Origin of the sequence: Mesorhizobium zhangyense (assembly GCF_011045115.1) — a bacterium.
Lineage (GTDB): Bacteria > Pseudomonadota > Alphaproteobacteria > Rhizobiales > Rhizobiaceae > Mesorhizobium_M > Mesorhizobium_M zhangyense.
This window is the reverse complement of the sequence record NZ_JAAKZG010000001.1, coordinates 255728-281184: the sequence shown is the minus strand read 5'-3', so window position 1 is coordinate 281184 and position 25457 is coordinate 255728. Positions and strand designations below refer to the sequence as shown.

General features: G+C 60.5%; 18 protein-coding genes. 12 read left to right on the top strand and 6 right to left on the bottom strand.

Translation table 11 applies throughout. The features are described 5' to 3' along the window. Window positions 1-57 precede the first annotated feature (57 nt). The 3 genes from G6N74_RS01345 (at window position 58) to G6N74_RS30640 (ending at window position 6462) form a co-directional block, all read left to right on the top strand. Entirely contained in the window at window positions 58-1596 is a 1539-nt protein-coding gene (locus tag G6N74_RS01345) for an inorganic phosphate transporter (RefSeq protein WP_165113462.1), read from the top strand. 696 nt (window positions 1597-2292) lie between these two features. Then, window positions 2293-6129 carry a vitamin B12-dependent ribonucleotide reductase gene (locus G6N74_RS01340; RefSeq protein WP_165113460.1) on the top strand — a complete coding sequence of 1279 codons (3837 nt, stop codon included), beginning with the start codon at window positions 2293-2295 and terminating at the stop codon, window positions 6127-6129. 171 nt (window positions 6130-6300) lie between these two features. Continuing rightward, entirely contained in the window at window positions 6301-6462 is a 162-nt protein-coding gene (locus G6N74_RS30640) for an antitoxin Xre/MbcA/ParS toxin-binding domain-containing protein (protein ID WP_312857825.1), read from the top strand. A 34-nt stretch (window positions 6463-6496) separates the two neighbouring features. Here G6N74_RS30640 and G6N74_RS01330 read toward each other — a convergent pair whose 3' ends face one another. Then, window positions 6497-7042: a DUF6428 family protein gene (locus tag G6N74_RS01330; protein ID WP_165113456.1), complete on the bottom strand. Its 546-nt coding sequence runs from the start codon at window positions 7040-7042 to the stop codon at window positions 6497-6499. A 42-nt stretch (window positions 7043-7084) separates the two neighbouring features. Here G6N74_RS01330 and G6N74_RS01325 point away from each other — a divergent pair, with 42 nt between their 5' ends. From G6N74_RS01325 to arsK, 7 genes are all read left to right on the top strand, one after another. Then, window positions 7085-7432: an ArsR/SmtB family transcription factor gene (locus G6N74_RS01325; RefSeq protein WP_165113454.1), complete on the top strand. Its 348-nt coding sequence runs from the start codon at window positions 7085-7087 to the stop codon at window positions 7430-7432. After that, entirely contained in the window at window positions 7429-7908 is a 480-nt protein-coding gene (gene arsN2, locus G6N74_RS01320; protein ID WP_165113452.1) for an arsenic resistance N-acetyltransferase ArsN2, read from the top strand. The genes G6N74_RS01325 and arsN2 overlap by 4 nt, the downstream gene beginning before the upstream one ends. Next, complete coding sequence (locus tag G6N74_RS01315; RefSeq protein WP_165113450.1) at window positions 7905-8432, top strand: arsenate reductase ArsC; 528 nt, start codon at window positions 7905-7907, stop codon at window positions 8430-8432. Before arsN2 ends, G6N74_RS01315 begins: the two co-directional genes overlap by 4 nt. A 2-nt stretch (window positions 8433-8434) precedes the next feature. Next, a complete protein-coding gene (gene arsB, locus G6N74_RS01310; RefSeq protein WP_165113448.1) occupies window positions 8435-9496 on the top strand; it encodes an ACR3 family arsenite efflux transporter in 1062 nt (353 codons plus the stop codon). Then, on the top strand, window positions 9496-9918 hold the full coding sequence (gene arsC, locus G6N74_RS01305) for an arsenate reductase (glutaredoxin) (protein ID WP_165114399.1): 423 nt from the start codon (window positions 9496-9498) through the stop codon (window positions 9916-9918). The genes arsB and arsC overlap by 1 nt, the downstream gene beginning before the upstream one ends. Then, a complete protein-coding gene (gene arsH / locus G6N74_RS01300; RefSeq protein ID WP_165113446.1) occupies window positions 9893-10618 on the top strand; it encodes an arsenical resistance protein ArsH in 726 nt (241 codons plus the stop codon). Before arsC ends, arsH begins: the two co-directional genes overlap by 26 nt. Window positions 10619-10733: 115 nt before the next feature. Beyond that, entirely contained in the window at window positions 10734-11963 is a 1230-nt protein-coding gene (arsK, locus tag G6N74_RS01295) for an arsenite efflux MFS transporter ArsK (RefSeq protein ID WP_165113444.1), read from the top strand. A gap of 148 nt (window positions 11964-12111) precedes the next feature. On the opposite strand, the gene G6N74_RS01290 is transcribed toward arsK, so the two are convergent. Together G6N74_RS01290 and G6N74_RS01285 are read right to left on the bottom strand one after the other, a co-directional pair. Further along, window positions 12112-12807 carry a response regulator transcription factor gene (locus G6N74_RS01290; protein WP_165113442.1) on the bottom strand — a complete coding sequence of 232 codons (696 nt, stop codon included), beginning with the start codon at window positions 12805-12807 and terminating at the stop codon, window positions 12112-12114. Then, complete coding sequence (locus G6N74_RS01285) at window positions 12804-14252, bottom strand: sensor histidine kinase (RefSeq protein ID WP_165113440.1); 1449 nt, start codon at window positions 14250-14252, stop codon at window positions 12804-12806. Before G6N74_RS01285 ends, G6N74_RS01290 begins: the two co-directional genes overlap by 4 nt. 361 nt (window positions 14253-14613) lie before the next feature. Between G6N74_RS01285 and G6N74_RS01280 the strand changes: the two genes are divergently transcribed. Then, window positions 14614-20346 (top strand): putative Ig domain-containing protein, encoded by a 5733-nt coding sequence (locus G6N74_RS01280; protein WP_165113438.1) that lies wholly within the window; start codon window positions 14614-14616, stop codon window positions 20344-20346. Between the two features lie 416 nt (window positions 20347-20762). Here the strand turns inward: G6N74_RS01280 and G6N74_RS01275 are convergent, their stop codons facing one another. From G6N74_RS01275 to G6N74_RS01265, 3 genes are all read right to left on the bottom strand, one after another. After that, on the bottom strand, window positions 20763-21692 hold the full coding sequence (locus tag G6N74_RS01275; protein ID WP_165113436.1) for a DUF2865 domain-containing protein: 930 nt from the start codon (window positions 21690-21692) through the stop codon (window positions 20763-20765). A 311-nt stretch (window positions 21693-22003) separates the two neighbouring features. Continuing rightward, window positions 22004-22861 (bottom strand): MBL fold metallo-hydrolase, encoded by an 858-nt coding sequence (locus tag G6N74_RS01270; RefSeq protein WP_165113434.1) that lies wholly within the window; start codon window positions 22859-22861, stop codon window positions 22004-22006. Between the two features lie 125 nt (window positions 22862-22986). Further along, window positions 22987-24219 (bottom strand): ABC transporter substrate-binding protein, encoded by a 1233-nt coding sequence (locus G6N74_RS01265; protein WP_165113432.1) that lies wholly within the window; start codon window positions 24217-24219, stop codon window positions 22987-22989. 430 nt (window positions 24220-24649) lie between these two features. Between G6N74_RS01265 and G6N74_RS01260 the strand changes: the two genes are divergently transcribed. Next, on the top strand, window positions 24650-25369 hold the full coding sequence (locus G6N74_RS01260) for a pentapeptide repeat-containing protein (RefSeq protein WP_376767677.1): 720 nt from the start codon (window positions 24650-24652) through the stop codon (window positions 25367-25369). The last annotated feature ends 88 nt before the right edge of the window (window positions 25370-25457 follow it).

The following is a 25457-nucleotide window of genomic DNA, read 5'->3' as shown; positions in this document are numbered from 1 at the left end:
CAGATATGCGCCGACGGCTCGGGTCTCCGGCCTGCCCTGGCCGCGGCTTCGCCGACCATGAGCGACGGCGCGCGCTCCAAACATACGCTCGACAAGGATCTGGGCCGGTTGGCCGATATCGAGGAGGCAACCGGCTTCGTCGCGCGTGGATTTCTTGCGCCCGGCCTGGCGCTGGTCTTTCTGATGCTGGCGGCGGCAGCGGCTTCGCTCTACGTCTTTGGCGAGCCGCGAGCGGTTATCATCATCATAGCGGCTGTGATCGCGGCCTATCTGGCCATGAATATCGGTGCCAACGACGTCGCCAACAATGTCGGCCCTGCCGTCGGCGCCAAGGCCATGACGATGGTCAGCGCGCTGATCATCGCCGCCATCTTCGAAACGGCGGGCGCTCTGATTGCCGGCGACGCAGTCGTCGCCACGATTTCGTCCAATATCATCCAGCCCGAGGTCGTTTCCGATCCCGCGGTGCTGATCCGCCTGATGCTTGCCGGCCTCGTCTCTTCGGCGCTGTGGATCAACTTCGCCACCTGGATCGGCGCGCCGGTGTCGACCACCCACTCCATCGTCGGCGGCGTGGTCGGTGCCGGGGCGGCAGCCGCCGGGCTGGCGGCCGTCGATTGGCTGTCGATGACCACCATAGCGACGAGCTGGGTCGTGACCCCCGTCCTGGGTGCTGCAGTCGCGATCATCTTCCAGGCCTTCATCAAGACTGCGATCATCTATCAGGACGACAAGATCGCCGCCGCAAGGCGCTGGGTTCCGCTGCTGATCGCTCTTATGGCCGGCTCTTTCGCCACCTATCTGGTGACGAAGCTCTTTCCCGGCGCAGGTGCAGGGGTGACGGCACTGGTCGGCATCGCCTGCTTTCTGCTTGCCTGGGCGCTCTCCCACCGGTCCGTACTGGCGCAATCGCAAGGCCTGGAGAACCGCAACCGCTCGCTCAGGAAGCTTTTCCGGCTACCCTTGATTGGCTCCGCAGCGCTTCTGTCCTTCGCTCACGGCGCCAACGACGTTGCCAACGCGGTCGGGCCGCTGGCAGCGATCGTCGATGCAGCCAGAAAGAGCGCGGTGGCAGACGTCGTCAACATTCCCTTCTGGGTCATGCTCATCGGCGCGCTCGGCATTTCCTTCGGCCTGCTGCTCTATGGACCAAAACTGATCCGCATCGTCGGCGGCGAGATTACCAAGCTCAACCCGATGCGCGCCTTCTCGGTAGCACTTGCCGTGGCGATCATCGTCATCGTCGCCTCGTGGTTCGGCCTGCCGGTCTCCTCGACGCATATTGCCGTGGGCGCCGTCTTCGGCGTCGGCTTCTTCCGCGAATGGTACATCGAAAACTCGACGCATCGCCGCGCTTATCTCGAGCGGCGCAGGCAATTGAAGACTCCCGGCAAGGCGGGATCGAAAAACGAATCGGCTGAGGATGACGAGGACGACGACGATCCACGCAAGGGACCGTCGAGCGAGGAGATCACCCGCCGCCGCCTGGTGCGCCGCGCCCATGTCAGGACCATCGTCATGGCGTGGGCGACGACCGTGCCGGCTTCGGCCCTGCTGGCAGCATCGATATTCGCCCTGCTCGGCGCCGTTTCCTGAAGGCGCGATACGCTCGCGGCTTCTGTGATTCGGCCACCCTGGCGCGCAATCGGGTGCAGCCGCCAAGCATCAACCAATAGCAAGATGTTTTTTTCGAGCGGTTCCCGCAAAACCGCGCCGCCGCGCGTTTGCGGCATTTCTTCTCCCCACTATCCACATAAGTGACACACAAGATGTTGGGGTCATAAAAGTTACAGAAACGAATCCTTGACGATGAAATCCGAGTCGTCTTTTATGGATCATGTGCTCTTGTTTAGAGTGCAGCCGGCGGGTTCACTGAACCAGTCTTTTTTCCCGGACTAGCATGCGTTCTGGCGGATTTGCCCCGTTTCGACGGTGGGCTTTCGCACGCGTTCTGACGGGAATTTTTGTCGCGTAGCATGCCTGTGTGACACTGGAATAAATATCTTGTTAACACTATATTTAGTGTTTGATACCAGGCTCCAACACTAGGTAGTGTGACCTTCCCTCAACAAGGGGAATCACAGCCAAGCGTTGGATTGAGGCCTTCCGGTCTCGCCGAAAGAGGACTGCCGGCCAGGGGATTTGGCATAGCGGCGGTCCTGGCGGGAACGAAGGCCGGGGACACCGGTTTTCTCCGTGAAAGCCGGACATTGAAAGGGCATGCGCCTTCATGCGGAAACTGCGAGGGTTTCCTGTGGATAGGTGCTATATATAGGGACTGAGGACGGACAAATGCGCATCGAGCGGCGTTTCACCAAGGACGGACAATCGGCTTACGCGGAGATCGAATTCCGCAAGGCGCTGAGCGAGATCAAGAACCCTGACGGTTCGGTGGTCTTCCGCCTCGACAACATCGACGTGCCGGCGCAGTTCTCCCAGGTCGCCGCCGACATCCTCGCCCAGAAGTATTTCCGCAAGGCCGGCGTGCCCGCCCGGCTGAAGAAGGTCGAGGAAAACGACGTCCCCTCCTTCCTGTGGCGCTCGGTGCCTGATGAGGCCGCACTCGCCGCCCTGCCCGCAGACGAACGCTACGGTTCCGAGATCGATGCCCGCCAGGTCTTCGACCGCCTCGCCGGCACCTGGACCTACTGGGGCTGGAAGGGCGGCTACTTCAAGTCCGAAGACGACGCCCGCGCCTTCAAGGACGAGCTCTCCTACATGCTGGCCACCCAGCGCGTCGCGCCGAACTCGCCGCAGTGGTTCAACACCGGCCTGCATTGGGCCTATGGCATCGACGGCCCCGGCCAGGGCCATTTCTATGTCGACCCCTTCACCGGCAAGCTGACCAAGTCCAAGTCGGCCTATGAACACCCGCAGCCGCATGCCTGCTTCATCCAGTCCGTCGCCGACGACCTCGTCAACGAAGGCGGCATCATGGACCTGTGGGTGCGCGAAGCGCGCCTGTTCAAATACGGCTCCGGCACCGGCTCCAACTTCTCCATGCTGCGCGGTGAAGGCGAAAAGCTTTCCGGCGGCGGCAAGTCGTCCGGCCTGATGAGCTTCCTCAAGATCGGCGACCGCGCCGCCGGCGCGATCAAGTCGGGCGGCACCACGCGCCGCGCCGCCAAGATGGTGGTGGTCGATGCCGATCACCCCGATATCGAGGCCTATATCGACTGGAAGGTGAACGAGGAGCAGAAGGTCGCCTCGCTCGTCACCGGCTCCAAGATCGTCCGCAACCACCTCTCTGCCATCATGAAGGCATGCATCAACTGCGAGGCCGACAATGGCGACTGCTTCGACCCGCTGAAGAACCCGGCGCTCAAGCGCGAGATCAAGGCGGCCAAGAAGAATTCCGTTCCGGAAAACTACGTCAAACGTGTCATCCAGTTCGCCAAGCAGGGCTACAAGTCCATCGACTTCAAGACCTACGACACCGACTGGGATTCGGAAGCCTACCTCACCGTTTCGGGCCAGAACTCCAACAACTCTGTCTCGCTGAAGGATGACTTCCTGCGCGCTGTCGAGACCGACGGCGACTGGAACCTGACCGCCCGCAAGGACGGCCGCGTCATGAAGACGCTGAAGGCGCGCGACCTGTGGGAAAAGATCGGCCACGCCGCATGGGCCTCCGCCGATCCGGGCCTGCATTTCAACACGACGATGAACGACTGGCACACCTCGCCGGCGGCCGGCCCGATCCGCGGCTCCAACCCGTGCTCGGAATACATGTTCCTCGACGACACGGCCTGCAACCTCGCCTCCATCAACCTCCTGCCCTACCGCAACACTGGCCGGGAACCAGGCTCACGGCCGGAAGAAATCGGCACGATCGACATTGCCGCCTATGAGCACACCGTGCGCCTGTGGACCATGGTGCTCGAAATCTCGGTGATGATGGCGCAGTTCCCGTCCAAGGAGATCGCCAAGCTTTCCTACGAATACCGCACGCTGGGCCTCGGCTACGCCAATATCGGCGGTCTGCTGATGACCTCCGGCATTCCTTATGACTCGGATGAAGGCCGCGCCATCGGCGCCGCCCTCACCGCCATCATGACCGGCGTCGCCTACGCCACCTCGGCCGAGATGGCCTCCGAACTCGGCGCCTTCGCCGATTACGACCGCAATGCCGCCAACATGCTGCGCGTCATGCGCAACCATCGCCGTGCCGCCTATGGCGACAAGGACGGCTATGAGAAGCTTGCCGTCAATCCGGTGCCGCTGGTCGCTTCCGACCTCAAGCAGCAGGAACTGGTGACGCATGCCCGTGCTGCCTGGGATCGCGCCATCGAGCTCGGCGAAGAGCATGGCTACCGCAACGCCCAGGCGACCGTTATCGCGCCGACCGGCACGATCGGCCTCGTCATGGATTGCGACACCACCGGCATCGAGCCCGACTTTGCCTTGGTGAAGTTCAAGAAGCTCGCCGGCGGCGGCTATTTCAAGATCATCAACCGCGCCGTTCCGGAAGCTCTGCGCACACTTGGCTACACCGAGAGCCAGATCGCCGAGATCGAGGCCTATGCCGTCGGCCACGGCAATCTCAACCAGGCGCCCGGCGTCAACCCCGGCTCACTGCGCGCCAAGGGCTTCCCCGACGACAAGATCGCAGCACTGAACGCCGCTCTCAAGCAGGCTTTCGACATCAAGTTCGTGTTCAACCAGTGGACGCTTGGCGCCGACTGGGTGAAGGAGACCTTCGGCTTCACCGACGAACAGCTCAACGATTTCTCGTTCGAGATCCTGCCTGCCCTCGGCTTCTCCAAGAAGGAGATCGAGGCTGCCAACATCCACATCTGTGGTGCGATGACGCTGGAAGGCGCCCCCTTCCTCAAGGACGAGCACCTGCCGGTGTTCGACTGCGCCAACCCCTGCGGCAAGATCGGCAAGCGCTATCTCTCGGTCGAGAGCCACATCCGCATGATGGCGGCTGCCCAGCCCTTCATCTCGGGTGCGATCTCGAAGACCATCAACATGCCCAACGAGGCGACTGTCGAGGACTGCAAGGAAGCCTACATGCTGTCCTGGAAGCTGGCGCTCAAGGCCAACGCGCTCTACCGCGACGGCTCCAAGCTCTCCCAGCCGCTCAACGCCTCGCTGCTCGCCGACGATGAAGAGGATGAAGACGACGTCATCGAGGCCCTGCTCGCCGCTCCCGCAGCAGCACAGGCCGTGACGATCACCGAAAAGATCGTCGAGCGCGTGGTCGAGCGCCTCTACCGCGACCGCGAAAAGCTGCCGAACCGCCGCAAGGGCTACACCCAGAAGGCAGTCGTCGGCGGCCACAAGGTCTATCTGCGCACCGGCGAATTCGACGATGGCCGCCTCGGCGAGATCTTCATCGACATGCACAAGGAAGGCGCTGCCTTCCGCGCCATGATGAACAACTTCGCCATCGCGATTTCGCTCGGCCTGCAATATGGCGTTCCGCTGGACGAATATGTCGAGGCCTTCACCTTCACCAAGTTCGAGCCGGCCGGCATGGTCGTCGGCAACGACGCGATCAAGAACGCAACGTCGATCCTCGACTATGTGTTCCGCGAACTGGCCGTCTCCTATCTCGACCGCGGCGACCTCGCCCATGTCGACACGTCGGACTTTTCCAACACCTCGCTCGGGCGTGGCATTTCGGAAGGCCGCGCGCAGGCAGTCTCCAAGGGCCTGACCCGCGGCGCACCGCTGAAGGTCGTCTCCGGCATCGGCTCGGCCGACCCGAAGGGCTTTGCCGGCACCCCCGCCAGCCAGCCGGCCAAGGTCGCCCCGACCGCCTATTCCGGCTCGAACGTGCGGGCGCTCGCAACCAGCAGCGCAACGGTAACGGCGCTCAAGCCCGTCATGGCGGAACTGCGCGAAGAGGCGACCGCCTTCAAGCGCGACTATGAGGAGCGCGCCAAGGAACTGGCCGAGGAAGCCGCAGTCGAGGACACCTCACCGGCTGCTGCCCTCTTCACCGAAGCAGCCGCAAACGAAGTGACGGACGCCAAGGCCAAAGCCGCAGACCGCCGCATGAAGTCGATGCTGCAAGGCTACACCGGCAACTCCTGCTCGGAATGCCAGAACTTTACGATGGTAAGGAACGGCACTTGTGAGAAGTGCGATACTTGTGGGGCTACGAGCGGGTGTTCGTGATGATGAAACGGCAGCAGCAGCTGCTGCTGTCGCTAAACGCATAGTTTGGTAACAAATACCCAAAAGTCGCCTCAAAATACCCAAAGGTCCGCCGAATGGCGGACCTTTGTTCGAGAAATCTCACGAAGGCCAAGGAGCCAAACTTGGACGTTCGCGATAATATTGGCAAAAGTGGCCGCCGTTTTCGGATCACAAACCATTGCCGAGCTTTGGATACTGCATCCCGCCGCAGGACTGAACGGCCGCAGCTCGATCGATCTGGTTGCCACACCGTTCGGTGCTACCCTCGTCGAGCCATATCTCGAACGCTTGGAAGATGGGGTTTATATCTAAGGATCTTTCAGATCCGTCGCCGGGCAACCGCAGTTTAGCGGCAGCACGGCTTTTCGTCAGATTTTGGCGACCCACAGCAAGATGCCAACGACCTCGCCTGTTCAGCCAGCCATCGATCACGCGGCTTGCAGCTCGCCGGACGGGGTGAGAGTTCGACGTGAACCTCGCCATTGACCACGGCCGGCATGGATGCCTGATGAAGCTGCATGGGAGCAATGCCGTCGCTGACCTCAAAGGTCAGTTTTGCGCTCATGTCGAGTGATAGGTGTTCCGTCACCTTGCGGATGATCGCAGTGAACTTTCCCGACGGCATGTGGGTCCGTTCGCCCTCTTCAACATCCCACAGCTGAATGAAAATTTCGGTCCAGGATTCCGGATTGGCACCGCAGTCCAGTGCGGAAAACGCTCCGGCCTTGACCTCGGTGACGTGATAGCCGGGTTTCACCGGCCTCCCGTCATAGCTGAACACCAGTGGCATATCCTTGTGATCCCCGAGGAAGTCGAGAAGGTCACCGATACCGATATCATCAGCGATGATTTTTACAAGCTGCTCAAATTCACGGTTGTCAGGGGTAAGCATCTGCGTTAATCCTAATTTTGATATTTTTAGGATTATTGAAATATGGATGAACGTCAAGCCATCATCGCATTCGGAGCGATGTCCCAGGAAACCCGCCTTAGGATCATCCGTCTTCTGGTGAAGGCAGGCCCCGAAGGCATGGCTGCCGGCAACATCGCCGAGGCCGCCGGTGTCTCAGCCTCGAACGTATCGTTTCATCTGAAGGAACTGGAGCGTGGCGGGCTGGTCGCGGCCCGGCGTGAGGCCCGATCAATCGTCTACACTGCCGAGTATCAAGCTCTGAGCGGCCTGATCCGTTTCCTCATGGAAGATTGCTGCGCTGGCAACCCTGCCATTTGCGCTCCTGCCCTCGTTCCGTCCTGCTGCGAACCCGCGGATACGGTGCAATGAGCGTCAATGTCGAACCGATCGCGCCTGACGCTCAGGATTTCGTTGCCGCACTCGAGGCAGAGCAATTGCCGATCGACGATCTGTCCGAAAGCGGTCGCCTATTCTTCCGCTTCACGCAGAATGGTACGCCTGCAGGATTTGGCGGGTTAGAAGCGCTTGGAGAGCATGTGCTATTCCGTTCAATCGTTGTTTTCCCGCAATTTCGAGGTCAGGGGATCGGCCATCTCATCACCGAGAGCTTGCTGGAGCATGCTGCCTCGCTTGGCGCGAAAGACGCCTATCTGCTGACAACATCCGCCGCTGACTTCTTCGCGGCAATCGGATTCAAGCAAATCCGCCGCGATGAAGTTCCGCTAGAAATACTCTCAACGCGGCAGGCATCCTCACTTTGTCCGTCAACAGCCGCATTCCTGACCCGCCCGGTTTCGAACCAAGCAGCCCTCCTCCATGCCAGCACCAAGGAGACGGTCCAATGACCGACCGCATCTACAATGTTCTATTTCTCTGCACTGGTAACTCGGCCCGTTCGATCCTCGCCGAAAGCATCCTGCGCAATGAAGGCGCCGGCCGTTTCAACGCCTTCTCGGTAGGCAGCCAGCCGAAAGGCACCGTGAATCCCTTTGCGCTAAAAGTTCTGGAAGCGCTCGACTATCCCACTGACGGGTTTCGTTCGAAAGCCTGGGACGAGTTCGCGGCGGCTGGCGCACCCGAAATGGATTTCGTCTTCACCGTCTGCGACGACGCCGCCGGCGAAGCCTGTCCGGTCTGGCCGGGCCAACCGATGACCGCGCATTGGGGCATCGAGGATCCTTCCAATGTCGATGGCACCGATATCGAGAAGGAGCGCGCCTTCAGCACCGCTGCCCGCTTCATGAAGAACCGGATCATGGCCTTTCTCAGTCTGCCGCACGCCTCGATCGACCGCATGGCGCTCGAGCATCATTTGAAGGCTATCGGCCGCCTCGACGGCACGAATTCAAAGACCACGGACGCTGCCTGATCATGTCGACATTTGAACGCTACCTGACCCTCTGGGTCGCCCTGTGCATTGTCGTGGGCATTGCGCTCGGCCACCTTATGCCGGGTCTCTTCCACACGATCGGCGCGGCCGAGATCGCCAAGGTCAACATCCCCGTTGCCGTGCTGATATGGCTGATGGTTATCCCTATGCTGTTGAAGATAGACTTCGCAGCCCTGGGCGAAGTCGGCCGTCACTGGCGTGGCATCGGCGTGACGCTGTTCATCAACTGGGCAGTCAAACCGTTCTCGATGGCACTGCTTGGCTGGCTCTTCATCGGCTGGCTGTTCCGGCCCTATCTGCCGGAAGCCCAGATCGACTCCTACATCGCCGGGCTGATCATTCTGGCGGCTGCCCCCTGCACCGCCATGGTCTTCGTCTGGTCGAACCTGACCAAGGGCGAGCCGCATTTCACCCTATCTCAGGTCGCACTCAATGACGCGATCATGGTGGTCGCCTTCGCCCCGATCGTCGGCCTGTTGCTTGGCCTTTCGGCCATCACCGTGCCGTGGGATACGCTCGTCCTGTCGGTCGTCCTCTACATCGTCATCCCCGTCATCATCGCACAGCTGATGCGGCGCAGCCTGCTCGCATCAGGCGGACAAAAAGCCCTCGACCGCCTCTTGCGAACCTTGCAGCCGCTATCGCTCATCGCGCTTCTGGCAACCCTGGTTTTGCTGTTCGGCTTTCAGGGAGAACAGATTATTTCGCAGCCCACGATCATCGCTCTGCTGGCCGTTCCGATCCTGATCCAGGTCTACTTCAACTCCGGGCTGGCTTACCTGCTCAACCGCATTTCTGGCGAACAGCATTGCGTTGCAGGACCGTCCGCGCTGATCGGTGCATCGAACTTCTTCGAGCTGGCCGTGGCCGCTGCCATCAGCCTGTTCGGCTTCAGCTCTGGTGCGGCACTCGCCACCGTCGTCGGCGTCTTGGTCGAAGTCCCGGTGATGCTCTCGGTCGTCTGGATCGTGAACCGCAGCAAGGACTGGTACGAGCGCGGCTCGGCCGTCACTGCAACCAGGGAAGCCGAGAGGACCGCATGATGGACGTCACAATCTATCACAATCCCGATTGCGGCACGTCCCGCAACACGCTGGCGCTCATCCGCAATGCGGGCATCGAACCGACTGTCATCGAATACCTGAAAACGCCACCGACGCGCGCCGTTCTCAAGGACCTGATCAGCAAGTCTGGTCTCACGGTTCGCGAGGCGATCCGGGAAAAAGGAACACCCTACGCGGACCTCGGCCTCGATGACCCAACGCTGTCCGATGACGACCTGCTCGACGCCATGCTGGAACACCCCATCCTGATCAACCGTCCGTTCGTGGTGACGCCATGGGGTGTACGGCTCAGCCGTCCGTCGGAGATCGTGCTCGACATTCTTCCCGTGCCTCAGAAGGGCCCCTTCGCCAAGGAGGACGGCGAATTACTGATCGATGCTGAAGGAAATCGAATTGCCTGACCTGCCCAACATTGTGGACGAAGCGCTTCAGTTTCCTGAACCCGCCCGGCTGTCCAAGCCATTCTCAACCCATAAGCCGCGCATTCTGCTGCTTTATGGTTCGCTGCGCGCCCGCTCCTACAGCCGCTTCCTGGCGCAGGAGGCAGCGCGGCTGCTTGAACATTTCGGGGCCGAACCTCGCATCTTCGATCCGACCGGCCTTCCCCTACCCGACGGCGCGCCGACAGACCATCCAAAGGTGCAGGAATTGCGCGAACTGTCACTCTGGTCAGAGGGCCAGGTCTGGTGCAGCCCGGAGCGTCATGGGGCCATGAGCGGCGTCATGAAATCCCAGATCGACTGGATCCCTCTTGCCGTCGGCTCGGTTCGTCCGACGCAGGGGCGCACGCTTGCAGTCATGCAGGTGTCCGGAGGATCGCAGAGCTTCAACGTAGTCAACCAGATGCGGATTTTGGGCCGCTGGATGCGCATGATTACCATTCCCAACCAGTCGAGTGTCGCAAAAGCGTATCAAGAGTTCGATGAAGCGGGGCGAATGAAGCCGTCCTCTTATTACGACCGCGTCGTCGACGTCATGGAGGAACTCGTGAAGTTCACGCTGCTGACCCGGGACGTTTCCGGTTACCTCACCGACCGCTACAGCGAGCGCAAGGAAGACGCCGAGAAACTGGAGGCAAGGGTCAAGCTCAAGGCTATCTAGGATACGGCACCCGGCACCGGTACAAAGGACCGCAGCACATCGATCAAGTGCGGGACGCGTGCTGCGCGATTCCTCACTTCTGCCATCAATTTCAACAATTCCGGAAGAACCGAATATGGCCTCGGCAGTTTCAGTTGAGCATCGTCGCAGCGCCATCATCTGGGGATTGGGCCTGACCCAGATCATAGGTTACGGCACGCTCTACTACAGCTTCTCCATCCTCGCTCCGGAAATGGCCCGCGATTTCGACTGGTCTCAGGAATGGGTGTTCGGGGTGTTTTCTGCTTCCCTGCTTGTCGGCGGGCTGGCGTCACCTTTCATCGGCCGCTGGATGGATCGCTACGGTGCTGGGCAGATGATGGCGCTCGGATCCATCGGTGCAGCACTTGCCCTCCTGCTGTGCGCCTTTGCGCCAGAGCGGCTGACGTTCATTGCGGGAATGGTCGCGATCGAGATGGCGTCGACCTTCGTCCTCTACAATGCGGCATTCGCCCTTCTGGTCCAGATCACACCGCAAACGGCGCAACGAAGCATCACCCATCTCACGCTGATTGCTGGTTTTGCCTCGACACTGTTCTGGCCGATTACCTCCCGGCTCCACGAACATCTGACATGGCGCGAAATCTATCTCGTCTTTGCGGGCGTCAACCTCTTCGTCTGTTTTCCGATCCATTGGTGGTTGGCGCTAACGATGAAGGCGATCAAAGTGCGTGAGGCTTCAGCCCGAACGTCAGCTGTTACCGCGGTCGTTGGGAGCATTTCGACCGAGAACCGTTCAAGAGCATTCCTTTTGATGGCCGTCGGCTTCGCACTCCAAGGATTTGTGCTTTCAGCCCTGCTGATTCATATGGTGCCGCTCCTGACCGCCGTGGGAATGGGCGCAAGTGCGGTTTTGGTCGGAACGGTATTCGGTCCTTCCCAGGTCTTCAGCCGCTTCATCAACATGCTGTTCGGAAAGGCCCTATCGCCGCTGGTTCTGGCGGTCGTCGCGGCCGCTTTCCTGGTCGTGGGCCTGTGCGTACTGCTGACCACTGCGCCATGGATATCCGGCGGCATCGCTTTCGCCATACTCTTCGGCCTCGGCTCGGGTCTGATGAGCATCGTTCAGGGGTCATTACCGCTGCACCTGTTCGGCTCAGACGGTTATGGAGCGATGCTGGGACGAATCTCCGCAGTCCGTCTCATCGCCTCGGCGCTGGCCCCGTTTCTGTTCTCATTCCTGATGGCTCACATCGGAACATGGTCCGCGCTTTCCGTCGCAATCGTGGTCGGCATTGCCGCAGCCATAGCTTTTGTCAGCATAGGCTGGGGCCGTCAGACACCGGCGTTGGCGCAGGAAACATAGACCGACGCCCTCGAGATCGACCTTGTACTGCACGTAGGCCGCGGGGATTTCCCGATACCGGCAGAGCCGTGATCTCGAGCGCCTGGCTACGCTCGACCGGAAACTTCCGGTTTCTGAAACGATGAGCGAAGGTTTCCTTACAAGAGCGCTACTGTACAACGACGGAGGCAGTGAAGGTGTAGCCAACGCCATAGACGACCTTGATCGGTACCGCCAGATTGATTTGTTCCTCCAGTTTGCGGCGTAGCCGACTGACGACGGCATCGAGATGCCGGTTGTCGAAGTTCGCTCTGGGACGGGCAACGGTTTCTATAAGATCCTCGCGCTGGCAGATCTCTCCACAGTTGCTGCACAGCACACTCATAAAGGCGAACTCGGTTGCGGTCAGTTTGAGCGAACGGTGATTGGGCGCGATCAGCATCCAGTTCGTGCCGTCAAGCACCCACTGATCATTGTTGCCGTTCGCAGAACCAGGCAGCTCTCCCGTCCGTCGCAGCAAGCTGCGAATCGCGGCTTCGATCTCACGCAGTGTGCTGTGCTTGACCAAGTAGATGTCGGCGCCGCTTTCAAAGCCACGGATACGGTCTGCGCTTTCGCCGAGTGCTGTCAGCATGATGATGCCGCAGGCACGTGACTTGCGGATTTCGGCTGCCAGCTCGAATCCATTCCCATCGGGCAGCCCGACATCCAGGATGATGACAGCAGGCGCACTGCCGTCCGCGAGCGCCTGACGCAATTCCCGCGCTGTGGCTACACCTTCGGCCGTAAAGCCTGTCAGCTCCAGGAAATCAGCCAGATCCTTACGCAGCCGGGGCTCGTCCTCAACGATCAGAATATGCGTCATGCCGTCAGTTCCTCCAGCGAAGATTGATCTGTCGCTTCGCTTGACAGAGGTAGTTTCACAATCGCCGTCATGCCCTGGCCGTCGTTGGCAAGCAACTGCAGCTTGCCGCCATGGTAGACGAGCAGCTTGCGTGAAGAGTAGAGGCCGAGCCCGGTTCCGGTTCCGGCCATCGTATTGGAGGCCCGGAAGAAGCGCCTGCCGATCTTGTGAAGCTCGGCCTGCGGAATGCCCATGCCATGATCGCAGACCCGGACGACCACATTTCGACCTTCCTGCCGCACATCGATATCGATCGGCTGGTCCTCTGAAGAATATTTGAGGGCGTTGTCGATGAGATTGATGAGGACGGTCGCCAGCATCTCGGGATCGGCGAAAAGCGAAAGGGCATCGTCATTGACTGTAAAGACCAGGCGCTCGCCGCGCTCGGTCATCTCGAAATGCAATCGCACATCCGCGATCAGGGAACCAACGCGTATCATCTCCGGCCGGAACCCGCTGTCGCGATCATTGGCCATGAAGCGGTCGATCAGGGAAAACAGGCGATTGAGCGCCTCGCCAATGCCGGCGATCCGTTCCTTGGTGGCTTCGGGCGACCTGTTCCCGACAAGGCCGATCATGTCGACAGCGTTGCGGATAATGGCGAGCGGGGTGCGGAACTCGTGACTGACGACGCGCATGAAGTCCGCCTGCTCATCGCGAAGCGCGCGTTCGGCCTCAAGGCTTGCGTTCAATCGGCTTTCCAGCCGTCGTCGTTCCTGCACCTCTCGCGACAGGGCCGCGTTTTTCTCACGCAGGTCGGCGGAGAGCCGCGAACTGACCATGAAGAGCAGGCAGGCGAAAAATGCGATCAGGAACAGCGTGCCTTGCAGAAGATACCAGGCGTTGCGATCGGCCAGAATCGGGCCGCTTTGAAAATCGGCAGGCAGCAGATACTCGATGACGCTCTGGATAATGCTGGCGGCCATATATTCGAGGAGTATTCCAATCGTTATCCAGCGCAGAAGCGTCGGTTGAGTTCGGTCTCGCATCAACCCGAGGCACATCACCGACATGATCACGATGGTAAAGAAGGTCGACGTATGGATGCGGATCGCTATGTTAGCCGGGTCGACTGCAACAGCGGCGCTCCAGACAACGACCTGGAAAATGAGTAGCGAAACACCGATCCAGGTATAGCGCGGCTGTCCCAGAAAGCGGGCCAGTCCCTCGGCGAGCAGCACCAGCCCCAGCTTGATGACCGTATTGTGCAACACGATAGCCAATGCGGCTGGTTCCGTGCCGCGAACGATCATCAGGAGAAGTCCGACAGCAATCGCGGCAAAACCTGCGGCAAGGAACTTGAGTTCGTAGAGATGTCGCCAAGCCTGCCAGACGAAAACCCAGGCGACCGCCTGCAGGCTTGCGGTTGCAAGAGTGACGACCAGAACGGTCTTGAGGTCAAGCATCCCTGAATGTTCGCAACGGGGTTCCCCTGCCGCACCTCTTGCCGCTTTGAAAGCTGAACCTTGCAGGAGTTGAGCGAGGAGGCAAGTGCGGGGCGCGCGCTGCAAGAATTGGTCAGAATTCAATAGAATTGATCGGTGGAATTGTCGGTCGCCATGACCTTATCGTGATCTGGATTTCGATGCGGCACTGACAAATCCCTCCGCGAGGCGATCTGGTTCGCCTGACGGAGTGTCAAGATCTGGAGAGGATTGACCGGGCGATGCCGAGAGGAGCGTCGTGCGGGCGATCTTGCAACACTCTCCGCCGCATGGAGAAGCGGTCGACCGCCCTGATGGTCGATCCATATCGGCGGGGGTGAGCATGACGTTTCGCGGTGGACACCGGAACATCGTCACTGATGGCGGCAAGGCGTGTCCGGTCAAATCGCCATTGTCCCGGCTCGTGCTCTTCCTGGCGCTTCTGTTTGCCGGGCTCGGTTTTACCGCTTCGGCACAAGCGCAGACGGCCATCGTCACATGGGATGAACCGGTACCGGTCTCGGCCATTGGGGGGCCTAGCGGTATGTTGAGCAGTGGCGATGCCGTGGACGTCGACACGATTGTCACGTTCAGGATCGATATCCTCACCGGGATGACGTATCGCAGTCCGCCGAGTGGCTGCAACATCACCCATGACGATGGGGACACGTGGCGCGCCACCATAACCGAGACATGCCACGTCGCCATCCAAACCAGTGTCATTACGATGTTCGCCATCGGGCCAACCGAGGTAGCGCTGGGCGGAAACTACACCAACGACATCTTTGTGAACGGCGGCAATAGCCCATTCACCTTTACGCTGGCGTCTGGAGATCTGCCCGATGGCATCAGCCTTTCCAATCGCGGCACGCTGTCGGGGATGCCGAGCGAAGCAGGAAGTTTCGATTTCACAATTCGCGCGACAAATGAATACGGGCATTTCGGGACACAGTCCTTCACGTTGACGGTCCTCGGCGCGGGCACCGCGCCAACGATTACCAACGTCTCGCCGTCCACAGGCCCGGCGGAGGGTGGCACCAGCGTGGTCATCACCGGCACGAACCTGACCGATGCGACGGCGGTGACTTTCGGCGATGCCCCGGCGGCCAGCTTCGCGGTGATCACCGATACGGTGATCACCGCCATAACTGAAGCGCATGCGCAAGGCCCGGTCGACGTGGCGGTGACGACACCCAACGGCAACGCCACTGCGGCAAGCGCGTTCACCTACGACGCTCCCGTGGTACTGTCGCTGTCGATCGACGACGTCACCGTTGTCGAGGGCGATTCCGGCAGCACCTTTGTCACCTTCAACATAACGCTCGACCGGACCGTGCCGCAGTTCAGGGAGGTGACATTCGATATCGCCACGGCCGACGGTACAGCCACCGCAGGCGTCGACTACGTGGCTCTCAGCGGCACCGGCGTCAGCATCGGTCCGGGGTCTATCGGCGGGCCTGTCACAGTACAGATACTCGGCGACACACTCAGCGAACCGAACGAAACCTTCTTCGTGAACGTGACCAATGTCGTCGGAGCGACGGTGGTCGATGGCCAGGGAGTGGGGACGATCGTCGACAATGATACGTCGGCAGCACCAACGATCACCAGCATCTCGCCGACCAACGGCCCGACGGCCGGCGGCACGAGTGTCGTCATCACCGGCACCAACTTGACCGGGGCGACGGCGGTGATTTTCGGCAGCACGGCGGTGATAAGCTTCACGGTCGACAGCGCCACGCAGATCACCGCCACGACGTCAGCGCATGCGGAAGGCCCGGTCGACGTGGCCGTGACCACGCCCGGCGGCAGCGCTACCGCGGCGGGCGCGTTCACCTACGATGCTCCCGTGGTACCGCGGCTGTCGATCAATGACGTGTCGGCAGTCGAGAGCAACGGCAACGTCGCCTTTACCGTGTCGCTCGATTCCCCTGCCGGGCCAGGAGGGGTTACATTCGACGTCACCACGGCCGACGGTACGGCGATCGGCGGCCAGGATTATCACACTCACAGTGGGTCCGGTTACATACCGGCGGGCACCAACGTCTATTACCACTCCGTCGGAATGATTGACGATGCGCTTGACGAAGCGAATGAAACCTTCTTCCTCAACGTTTCCAATGTCGCTGGAGCGGTGATAGCAGACGGCGTGGGACAGGGAACCATTGTCAACGACGATGCAGCCCCGACAATCACCGGCATCGCGCCGCCGAGCGGCCCCTCGGCCGGTGGCACTACGGTGACGATCACGGGAACAGACTTCACCGACGCGAGCGCCGTGAGCTTCGGCGGCACGGCGGCGTCCAGCTTCACGGTCGACAGCGCCACGCGGATCACTGCCACGACACCGGCGCATGCGGAAGGCCCGGTCGATGTGGTGGTGCTCACGCCCAGCGGCGACGATACCGCGACCGGCGCGTTCACTTACAACGCCCCGGTGCTTCCGTCGCTGTCGATCAGCGACGTCACCGTGTCCGAAGGCAACTCCGGCCAGACATGGGCCGTGTTCACCGTGTCGATCGACCAGGCGACCTCAACTGCGGTGACGATGGACATCGCCAGCGCTGATGGCACCGCCATCGCCGGCGACGACTATCTGACCAATGCCGTCAGCAGCGTAGGAATCTCGCCGGGGGTTACCAGCCGCCAGTTCGACGTCAGAATACTCGGCGATACTCTCAACGAACCGGATGAGACCTTCTTCGTGAACGTGACCAATGTCGTTGGCGCGACAGTGGTCAAGGGGCAGGGTGTGGGGACGATCGTCAACGACGATGTAGCCGCCCCGACGATCGCCAGCGTCGCACCCACCAGCGGCACGACCGAAGGCGGCACGAGCGTCGTCATCACCGGCACGGACCTGACCGGCGCGACAGCCGTGACGTTCGGCGGCACCGAGGCGACCAGCTTCACGGTCGACAGCGCCACGCAGATCACCGCGACGACACCAACGCATGCGGAAGGCGCGGTCGACGTGGTGGTGACCACGCCCGGCGGCAGCGCCACCGCGACGGGCGCGTTCACCTATGAAGTGCCTGCCTCGAACGACGCCAGTCTTTCAAACCTCTTGATCAGTGCAGGCACTCTGAACCCGGCCTTCGCTCCCGGCACCACCGGTTACACCGTGTCCGTTCCGAGCACCGTCAGTTCGCTAACCCTGACCCCTACGGCCGCGGATACCGGTGCGACGATCACCGTCAACGGCCAAAGCGTCACATCGGGATCGGCTTCATCGGGGATTTCACTCGCAACTGGCGACACAACCATCACGGTTGTCGTGACAGCACAGGACGGGACGACGACAAGAACCTACACGGTCACTGTCACACGCGCCGAACCAACGATCACCGTCGGCCCGAACGCGCTGCCGGGTGGATCGGTGGGCAGTGGCTATGGGCCGGTGACTTTGACGGCCAATGGCGGCACAGGGCCTTACAGTTTCGAGGTGACGGCCGGCAACCTGCCTGCAGGATTGTCGCTCAGCATCGGCGGAGAGTTCAATGGCACCCCAACCGTGGCCGGAAGCTTTACCTTCACCGTGACAGCTACCGACGACAACGGATTCACCGGCACCCGCGAGTACACGCTCGCCATCGACGCGCCAACGATCACGATCGCTCCAGACACACTGCCGGGCGGATCGGCAGGCGTGGCCTATGAACCGGTCGCTATGACCGCCGATGGCGGCGAAGCACCCTACGCCTTCACCGTGACGACCGGTGATCTGCCTGAGGGCCTGTCGCTCGCCACGACCGGCGAGCTCAGCGGCACGCCAACCGAGGCCGGCAACTTCACCTTCACGGTAACGGCAACCGACGACAACGACTTCACCGGCACCCGGGAGTATACGCTGGCCGTCGATGCGCCGACGATTTCGATCGATCCAGACGCGCTTGCGGACGGTGTGGCTGGCTCAGCCTATGGGCCGGTGGCCCTGTCCGCCGACGGTGGCACCGGGCCTTACGGTTTCAAGGTGACGGCTGGAGACCTACCCGCAGGATTGTCGCTCGCCACGACCGGCGAAATCACCGGCACACCGAACGAGACTGGCAGCTTCACCTTCACGGCAACAGCCACCGACGACAACGACTTCACCGGCACCCGAGAGTATACGTTGGCCATTGGCGCGCCGGCGATCACGATTGATCCGGACTCGCTGGCGGACGGGACGGCCGGCTCGGCCTATGGGCCGGTGACACTGACCGCTGACGGCGGCAACGAGCCTTACAGTTACGAGGTGACAGCCGGCGAGCTGCCAGCAGGATTGTCGCTCAATACTGGCGGTGAGTTCGCCGGCACCCCAACCGAGGCCGGAAGCTTCGCCTTCACCGTGACCGCAACCGACGACAACGGATTCACCGGGGCACGGCGACTCTCGCTTTCCATCGCCGCCCCTGAGATCGAAATATCGGTGCCGCCATTGGCTGATGGCAGGGTCAATTCAGTTTATGAAATGGTGCAGCTGTCTGCCTCAGGAGGCACAGCGTCCTATGAGTTCGCCGTGACCGGGGGTAAACTGCCTAAGGGCATCGTCCTTGCGGCTGACGGCGCATTGTCCGGGACGCCAACGGAAGCCGGCGACTTCTCGGCCACAGTGACGGCCACCGATGGTCTCGGCTTCACCGGGACTGCCAATCTTTCAATTAAAATCAGAAACCTCAATGTCCCGGTCGCCCGGGACATGACATTGGAGGTCATGTCCGGAACCCGCGGCTCCATCGATCTCACGAAAGGAGCAGCCAACGGCCCGTTCACCCGAGCCGATATCGCGGTCTATCCCGCGACCGAGGCAGGCAAGGCATCCATCAGGGGCGAACGCGCTGCCTACATGCTGGATTTCGCGGCTGCCGGCACCTTCGAGGGATCGGCAAGCCTGCAATACACGCTGTCGAACGCCGATGGGCGCTCGGCCCCAGCCACGGTGACACTCAACATCATCGCGCGCCCCGATCCGTCGCAGGATCCCGAGGTAATCGGCCTTTTGACGGCCCAGGCAGAGGCGGCGAAGCGCTTCGCCAGGACGCAGACGGATAATTTCAACCGCCGCCTTGAGCAGCTTCACGACGAAGGCGAGCGCCGGCGCAATTCGATGAACGTCAATATCGGCCTTACGCAGCGCGATTCAGATCAGGCAGCCTATGCAGAAGAAGACGAACGCGATCCCGTCGCGGACGCCTTCCGCAGGATGGACGCCGGCAAGAAGGAAAGCGAGACGCCTGCTTCCGGTTCTGCCGACTACAATCCTCTCGGCAACTTCGCGGTCTGGTCGGGCGGCTATGTCAATTTTGCGGAAAGCGACAACGGAAGCATCGATCTCGACAGCACGCTGGTAGGCGTTTCCGGTGGCGTGGACTATCGCTTCACTCCCAAATTCGTGGGCGGCCTCGGCTTCGGTTACGGCCGTGACAAGACCGATGTCGGGGGCAACGGAACGGAAAGCCGTGGGCGAGCATGGTCCATGGCCGCCTATGGCAGCTACAAGCCGACGCCGGAGATATTCATTGACGGCTTGATCGGCTACGGCCTCATGGATTTCGACAGCCGCCGCTATGTCACGGCAACTGGAGATTTCGCCACGGGATCGCGCGGCGGGCAGCAGATCTTCGGTTCGCTGACGGTTGGATACGAATATCGTCAAGACCGCTGGCTGCTCTCGCCATATGGAAGACTGGAAGCCTCTCGCTCCAAACTCGACGCCTTTTCGGAGAGCGACGGCGGTATATGGGGCCTGACCTATGGCGACCAGACCATCGACACGCTTTCCGGCATCCTTGGGCTTCGGCTCGAATACGCGTTGTCTATGGACTGGGGCGTCTTCAAACCTCGTGCCAGGCTCGAATACACCCACGATTTCGAGGGATCGAGCCGTGCGAGCCTTGGCTACGCCGATATCGGCACGCTGCCGTATTCAATCGATATCGATCAGTTCTCCAGGGACCACCTGACAATCGGGCTGGGCTTCGACGCACAGATCGGCGACGCCTGGAACCTCGGTTTCGACTACCAGACCGCCTATGGAAGCGGCGGGCAAAGTCAGGATCACACCTTCGCCATCAAGGTTGGAGCCCGTTTCTGAGGCTTCACCAAAATGAGATCAAAACAGCCAGACCGCGGAGATCTGCCGCCAACTTTGGAAAGATTGACGTCGGTTGCCGCATGCGTAAAAAATGATGATGCGTCTGGGCGGAGGGACAACCTCATGATGCATGAACAATGGCAAAAGCAAACAGGATCAATCCTCCCAGTCACCCTCTTGGCGATCCACAATATCAGACGTATTGTCAGTTTGCGTTGGAGCCTTCGGTGATCAAGTTGCTGGAAATGGCAACTGCCGCCGGATGGCCGCGCAGGTTTCCTATGCAATCATGATGCTTGCTGCCACCAATCTGAAATACTCGAACAACGTCCCGGATCAACCGTGAACTACGAGCAACGCTACGATTGGACTGGTGCGAGAACGCGCCGCCGCTAGCGCAGCGCTCAGAGTCATATTTACGGGACGTATCGATTAGTCGGGGCTCGAAGATCTATTGCCCCTTCTGGGTCAGGAAGAAACACCGGTCCTACAACCCTGACCTTGCGTTCGGGGTCGAGCGGACGGGCGGTCGTTTCAACACTCCCCTGTGTCTGGACAATCACGTCCCTTTCCTGGTCCCTTCCCAAGTCCGCCGATATTTTCGGATCAGCTACCGGATTCGGTTCCTCGACAGGAGCAGCGGTTGGACTGGTCGAGGACGTTGCCTCGTTCGATGGTGCGGGCTCGGCCACAGCTTCTGAAGCGCCCTGCCCGTTGCAGCTGCAGTTTGGCGGGCGAGCCAGGCTTTCTCGCCTGTACAGATATGCCGTGGGCATCTCGGAATAAGGCTTGCCATCGACGGCTGAAATCATGGCGGCGGACTCGTTGCGGATATCCGGCGCCTCCTCCCCCTCTTTAACCTCCTCGACCATTTGCGCATCGTTTTCCTGAAAGAAAACCTGCATCTCAGTGCCGGGACACATAGCCTGGCAATTCCGAAGATCGCGCGAGAACTGACGCCGGGACGATGAAAAGGACATTGGGAAGTAATAACCGTCGCATGTCCGCACACAGACGGTCCGATATTCACCAGGGATGGATTTCATACTCTGCCGCGCGTTTGTCGGCTGCATTGTCCTGGCCTGCTGCGGCTTCGGTCGCGAGGTCGAGCGTTGAACTGGCCTGATCTTGCGCTGCTCGCGAGGCTCCATGGCGCGATTGAGCTTCTGATCGGTGAGGTAGTTACCCCGATCCGAGTCAGCCACCAGGATTATACGGAAACGTTCACTGCCATTTAAACCAGCCGCAAATTGACGGACGGCGCGCATGTCGGCCAAAGCCGGCGCAACCGCAAGGCAGAAATATGCAACAATCCCGAGTGTAATTCCGTTCGTTACGGCCCGCATCTGCCCTCCGAAACGTATTTCTCAGCAAAGCCATATGCTAACATATGTTAGTTTTTAGTTTCCTATGTCAACCGATCGTGTCATCTTTGCCACGCGGCGGACCTGAAAGGGAGCGCCATTGGCCGGCGTGGTCCCCCTCATCCTCCCCGATTGCGCCGGCCTCTCATCGGAGCAACTCGGTCTCCGGCAACGTAATGCCGTGACGGAGACTTGGCTCTGCTGGTCCGGGATAGATTTTGGAATCCAGCGCTGAAGAGACGCAATTTCGCCGGACGATGACGCAAAAAATCGCCGCCCGCGTCCCGCTGGCCTCAACCGACGAAATCAACGAATTCCGGCTGAAACACGTGGCCGTCTCTATGCACCCGGATGGCGGCATGTTCGCGCAAATGGGCAGGAACCAGCAACATATCCTCTGCAATGCACTCGGACAGCAGGGCGTGGCGCGTCGTCCGCGCCAGGCCGGCGTCCGAACACAGCGAACTCGAAACTTCGGGCAGGCGAAGCTGGAAGGGACTGTGCAATGCGTCCGAACAGAGCATGGCCTTCTTTCCGTCTCGCTCGATCCTGAGCCCCACCATGCCCGGCGAATGTCCCGGCAGAGGCACCAGCGTCAATCCCGGGCAGATCTCATGATGGGGTTGAACCCAATCGACCATGCCCTCGGGAAGCGTCGCCACACTATCCGCATAATATGAGGGTGGCTCGGCTTGTGCGCGCATATGGTCGCGCTCGATCAAGGGGATGAGATAGCGCGCATTCGGGAAGGTAGGCTGCCAGCTGCCGTCCATCCATCGCGTATTCCAGCCGACATGATCGACATGGATATGGGTGCAGACAACCAGGTCGACCCTCTCCGGCGCATCACCGTGTTCGCCAAGGCTATCGAGAAAACCTGTATTCTTTCGCTGGTGCCACTCCGGACGATGCCGCGGCTTTTCTTCGCCGATGCCGGTGTCGACGACAATGGTCAAGCCATCCACTTTGACAATGAAGCTCTGTATCGCAAGCCGCACCACGCCGCTCGGAAAGTCCAGATGCGACGGTTCCAGCCAGCTCTGCTCTGCCGCAAGAGAAGCGAGATTCAGTTCTGGAAACAGAAAGTCGACACGCGGCTCGAACTCCTGCTCGAGGACCGAGACAATCCGGCAATCGCCAATCTGGAGCATCTTTGCACGACCGATTCTGAGTGCGGTTCACATTGCATCCGTTGATTTTATGAGATGCAGCGGCCGCCGGGCATAGCGCAAAACGGACGGGAGCAATGGCTCCCGTCCGCAGTTTTTACGATGGATCAGGGCCGCTTCATCTTGCACTCGGCGCTGACCGGAAGCGACGTTTCTTCGGCGCTCAGGACCTTGACCGGCTCGAACCCCATATCGGTATCATCGACCTTGTCGCGAGCGTTCTTCGAAACTTTGGTGATGACCAGTGGCAGCTGGATCTGATGGTCCTCGGCACGCATCGAAAGCTTGCCGTGGGGCCAGTCGACCTGCACGGTTTCCAGGGACTTGGCGAGGTCGTTGACCGCGACCTTGTCCGCCTTTGGCAGTGCGGTGATCGCGGCGCTCAGCATGCTCAGCGTCTGAACGCTGTTGTTCATATAGGCGACTGGGTCGCGACCGGCAGCGGCGTTGAAGGCAGCGCGATATTTCTCGCCGGCTTCGCCGCTTGCTTCGGCGTTGAACAGTTGTGCGCTGTGGCTATCAAGAGCAGACGCGCCTGCGGCGGCCAGGTTTCCAGGTTCGTCAAGGAAGGTGCTCGCGAAACGCGCCTTCAATCCAGAGGCCGATGCCGCCTGGAGGATGAGCCGCAGATCGCTCCCGCTGCTGGCCGTAAAGATCGTGTCGGGCGCGGTGGCTCGAACTTTCTCGATGAACGGCGAAAAGTCCTTGATCTTGAAGACGTCGTGGCGCGTCTGGCCGACCAATTTGTAGCCGTAGGTCTCGGCATTCTGCCCGACCGCCGCCTCCATCTCCCGGCCCATCGTGTAGTCGGGCTGGAGGGAGTAGACCTTTTCACCCAGCGACCCTTCGTCCTTCATGACCTTTGCCAAGGCGTTCTGCCGGATGAAGGGTGTTGTCGTGAAGTGGAAGGAATAGAAGTCACAATCGGAACCGATGAAGTTCGATCCTTCCGAGCCGACGATGAGCAGCATGGCCGGATCGTCCGGATTGCGCTGGTTCCAGCGGCGGATGTCCGCCAGGTTCTGCGCAGCCAAAGGCGAAGTTCCCGCACCGATGAACACGCGCGCACCGTCGGCAATCGCCTGCTTGAAGCGATCCGCAGCACCCTGCGTCGTTCCGGAATCGTCATAGACGCTAATGTCCAGCGTGTTGCCGGTTTCGCCGGCGGCTTCGTTGAACGGTTTCTGGACGAAGTTGATTGTGGGATCGTACATGGCGCCGATAAAGGCCAGCGGCCCGGTCTTCGGCGTCAGGAAGGCGACTTTCACGGGTTCTGCAGCGGCTGTGCCTAGAGCAATGGCCGATACCGCCGCGGAGATCGCAAGGCGCAATAATTTCATTGGTTTCCTCCACTTGGTCAAACAAGCTGGGCCGGCCGAGCGCTATCTCAGCCAGCATCCACCGTCAGCTTGTCCTCAACTTCGCAGACCGGTATCAGCTCGGGCGAAAGCTATGCAGGGCATATCTATATGTCAATAGACTATCTTTTAGCTTTAAAGCAGTTGAGACGGCATCTTCAGCCCGTCTCAGATAGACCGTTCGCCGCATCCGAATGGTCCGACAGCCCGGCAAGGACGTCGATCGATTGCAGGGCACGGTCGGATGGAATAGCGTCGAGGTTGCATCTTGAGTGGACTCTCCGGGACACCCACATTATGCGCTGGGACCTAAAACGACATCGAATCTCGGAGCAATGAGATGAACACGCTGAGCACCGAGCCTACCTGTCATGCCGATACCGACGCCCTGCTCCCGAGACCAGGTCGTTTCATCCGGCCTGGGCTTGCAAGCGTTTTTCGCTCCCTTGCTCTTTGTGCTTTGGTCTTTTCCGCAACGATTGCGGCTTCGGCATTCCCGGCTCGCGCGCAGGACTGCAGAAGTTCGCCGGCGATTGGAATGAACTGGAGCGGCTGCAACAAGAAGCAGATCATACTCGGGGGCAGCAATCTCGAAAACGCCAATCTGTCCGACACCGATTTCTCGCAGACCGACCTCAGCGGTTCCAATCTCAAGTCGGCGAACCTGGAAAAGGCGACCTTGGTGCGCGCTTCGCTTGCAGGCGCCAATGCCGACAAGGCAAACTTCGCCAAGGTCGAAGGCTATCGCTGTGATTTCTCGGACGTTTCGGCCGAAAATGCCTCATTTGCCAGCTCCGAATTGCAACGGACCAATTTCAGCAAGGCGCATCTTACCGGCGCCGATTTCGAGAAGGCCGAACTCGGCCGCGCCGGTTTCGACAAGGCGGTATTGACCGGCACCCGATTTCCCATGGCCAACCTTTCGCGCGCCAGCTTCGTCGGCTCGGTTTTCGAAGGCGCGATAGACTTCGACCGCGCTTTTATGTTTCTGACAAGAATCGAAGGCGTGAACCTGTCCGCAGCAAAAAACCTGCAGCAAGGACAGGTCGACCTGGCCTGCGGTGACAGCACCACGAAGCTGCCGGCCGGCCTGACGGTACCGGCAAGCTGGCCCTGCTCCGCCGCCGACTGAGGCGCGGCAGCCCTCAACATGTGCCAGTCGCTTGGCATGGCACTGCGCGAAGGCACCGAATTGAGAACCATACTTGCAGCTCCGATTG

What these genes read in the sequence shown, in the direction of transcription:
- arsH (WP_165113446.1), top strand. Translation starts at nt 9,893, where the DNA reads ATGCTGAAGGAAATCGAATTGCCTGACCTGCCCAACATTGTGGACGAA.
- G6N74_RS01290 (WP_165113442.1), bottom strand. Translation starts at nt 12,807, where the DNA reads ATGACGCATATTCTGATCGTTGAGGACGAGCCCCGGCTGCGTAAGGAT.
- G6N74_RS01275 (WP_165113436.1), bottom strand. Translation starts at nt 21,692, where the DNA reads ATGCGGGCCGTAACGAACGGAATTACACTCGGGATTGTTGCATATTTC.
- arsK (WP_165113444.1), top strand. Translation starts at nt 10,734, where the DNA reads ATGGCCTCGGCAGTTTCAGTTGAGCATCGTCGCAGCGCCATCATCTGG.
- G6N74_RS01325 (WP_165113454.1), top strand. Translation starts at nt 7,085, where the DNA reads ATGGATGAACGTCAAGCCATCATCGCATTCGGAGCGATGTCCCAGGAA.
- G6N74_RS01330 (WP_165113456.1), bottom strand. Translation starts at nt 7,042, where the DNA reads ATGCTTACCCCTGACAACCGTGAATTTGAGCAGCTTGTAAAAATCATC.
- G6N74_RS01340 (WP_165113460.1), top strand. Translation starts at nt 2,293, where the DNA reads ATGCGCATCGAGCGGCGTTTCACCAAGGACGGACAATCGGCTTACGCG.
- arsC (WP_165114399.1), top strand. Translation starts at nt 9,496, where the DNA reads ATGGACGTCACAATCTATCACAATCCCGATTGCGGCACGTCCCGCAAC.
- G6N74_RS01315 (WP_165113450.1), top strand. Translation starts at nt 7,905, where the DNA reads ATGACCGACCGCATCTACAATGTTCTATTTCTCTGCACTGGTAACTCG.
- G6N74_RS01270 (WP_165113434.1), bottom strand. Translation starts at nt 22,861, where the DNA reads ATGCTCCAGATTGGCGATTGCCGGATTGTCTCGGTCCTCGAGCAGGAG.
- G6N74_RS01280 (WP_165113438.1), top strand. Translation starts at nt 14,614, where the DNA reads ATGACGTTTCGCGGTGGACACCGGAACATCGTCACTGATGGCGGCAAG.
- G6N74_RS01265 (WP_165113432.1), bottom strand. Translation starts at nt 24,219, where the DNA reads ATGAAATTATTGCGCCTTGCGATCTCCGCGGCGGTATCGGCCATTGCT.
- arsB (WP_165113448.1), top strand. Translation starts at nt 8,435, where the DNA reads ATGTCGACATTTGAACGCTACCTGACCCTCTGGGTCGCCCTGTGCATT.
- G6N74_RS01345 (WP_165113462.1), top strand. Translation starts at nt 58, where the DNA reads ATGAGCGACGGCGCGCGCTCCAAACATACGCTCGACAAGGATCTGGGC.
- arsN2 (WP_165113452.1), top strand. Translation starts at nt 7,429, where the DNA reads ATGAGCGTCAATGTCGAACCGATCGCGCCTGACGCTCAGGATTTCGTT.
- G6N74_RS01285 (WP_165113440.1), bottom strand. Translation starts at nt 14,252, where the DNA reads ATGCTTGACCTCAAGACCGTTCTGGTCGTCACTCTTGCAACCGCAAGC.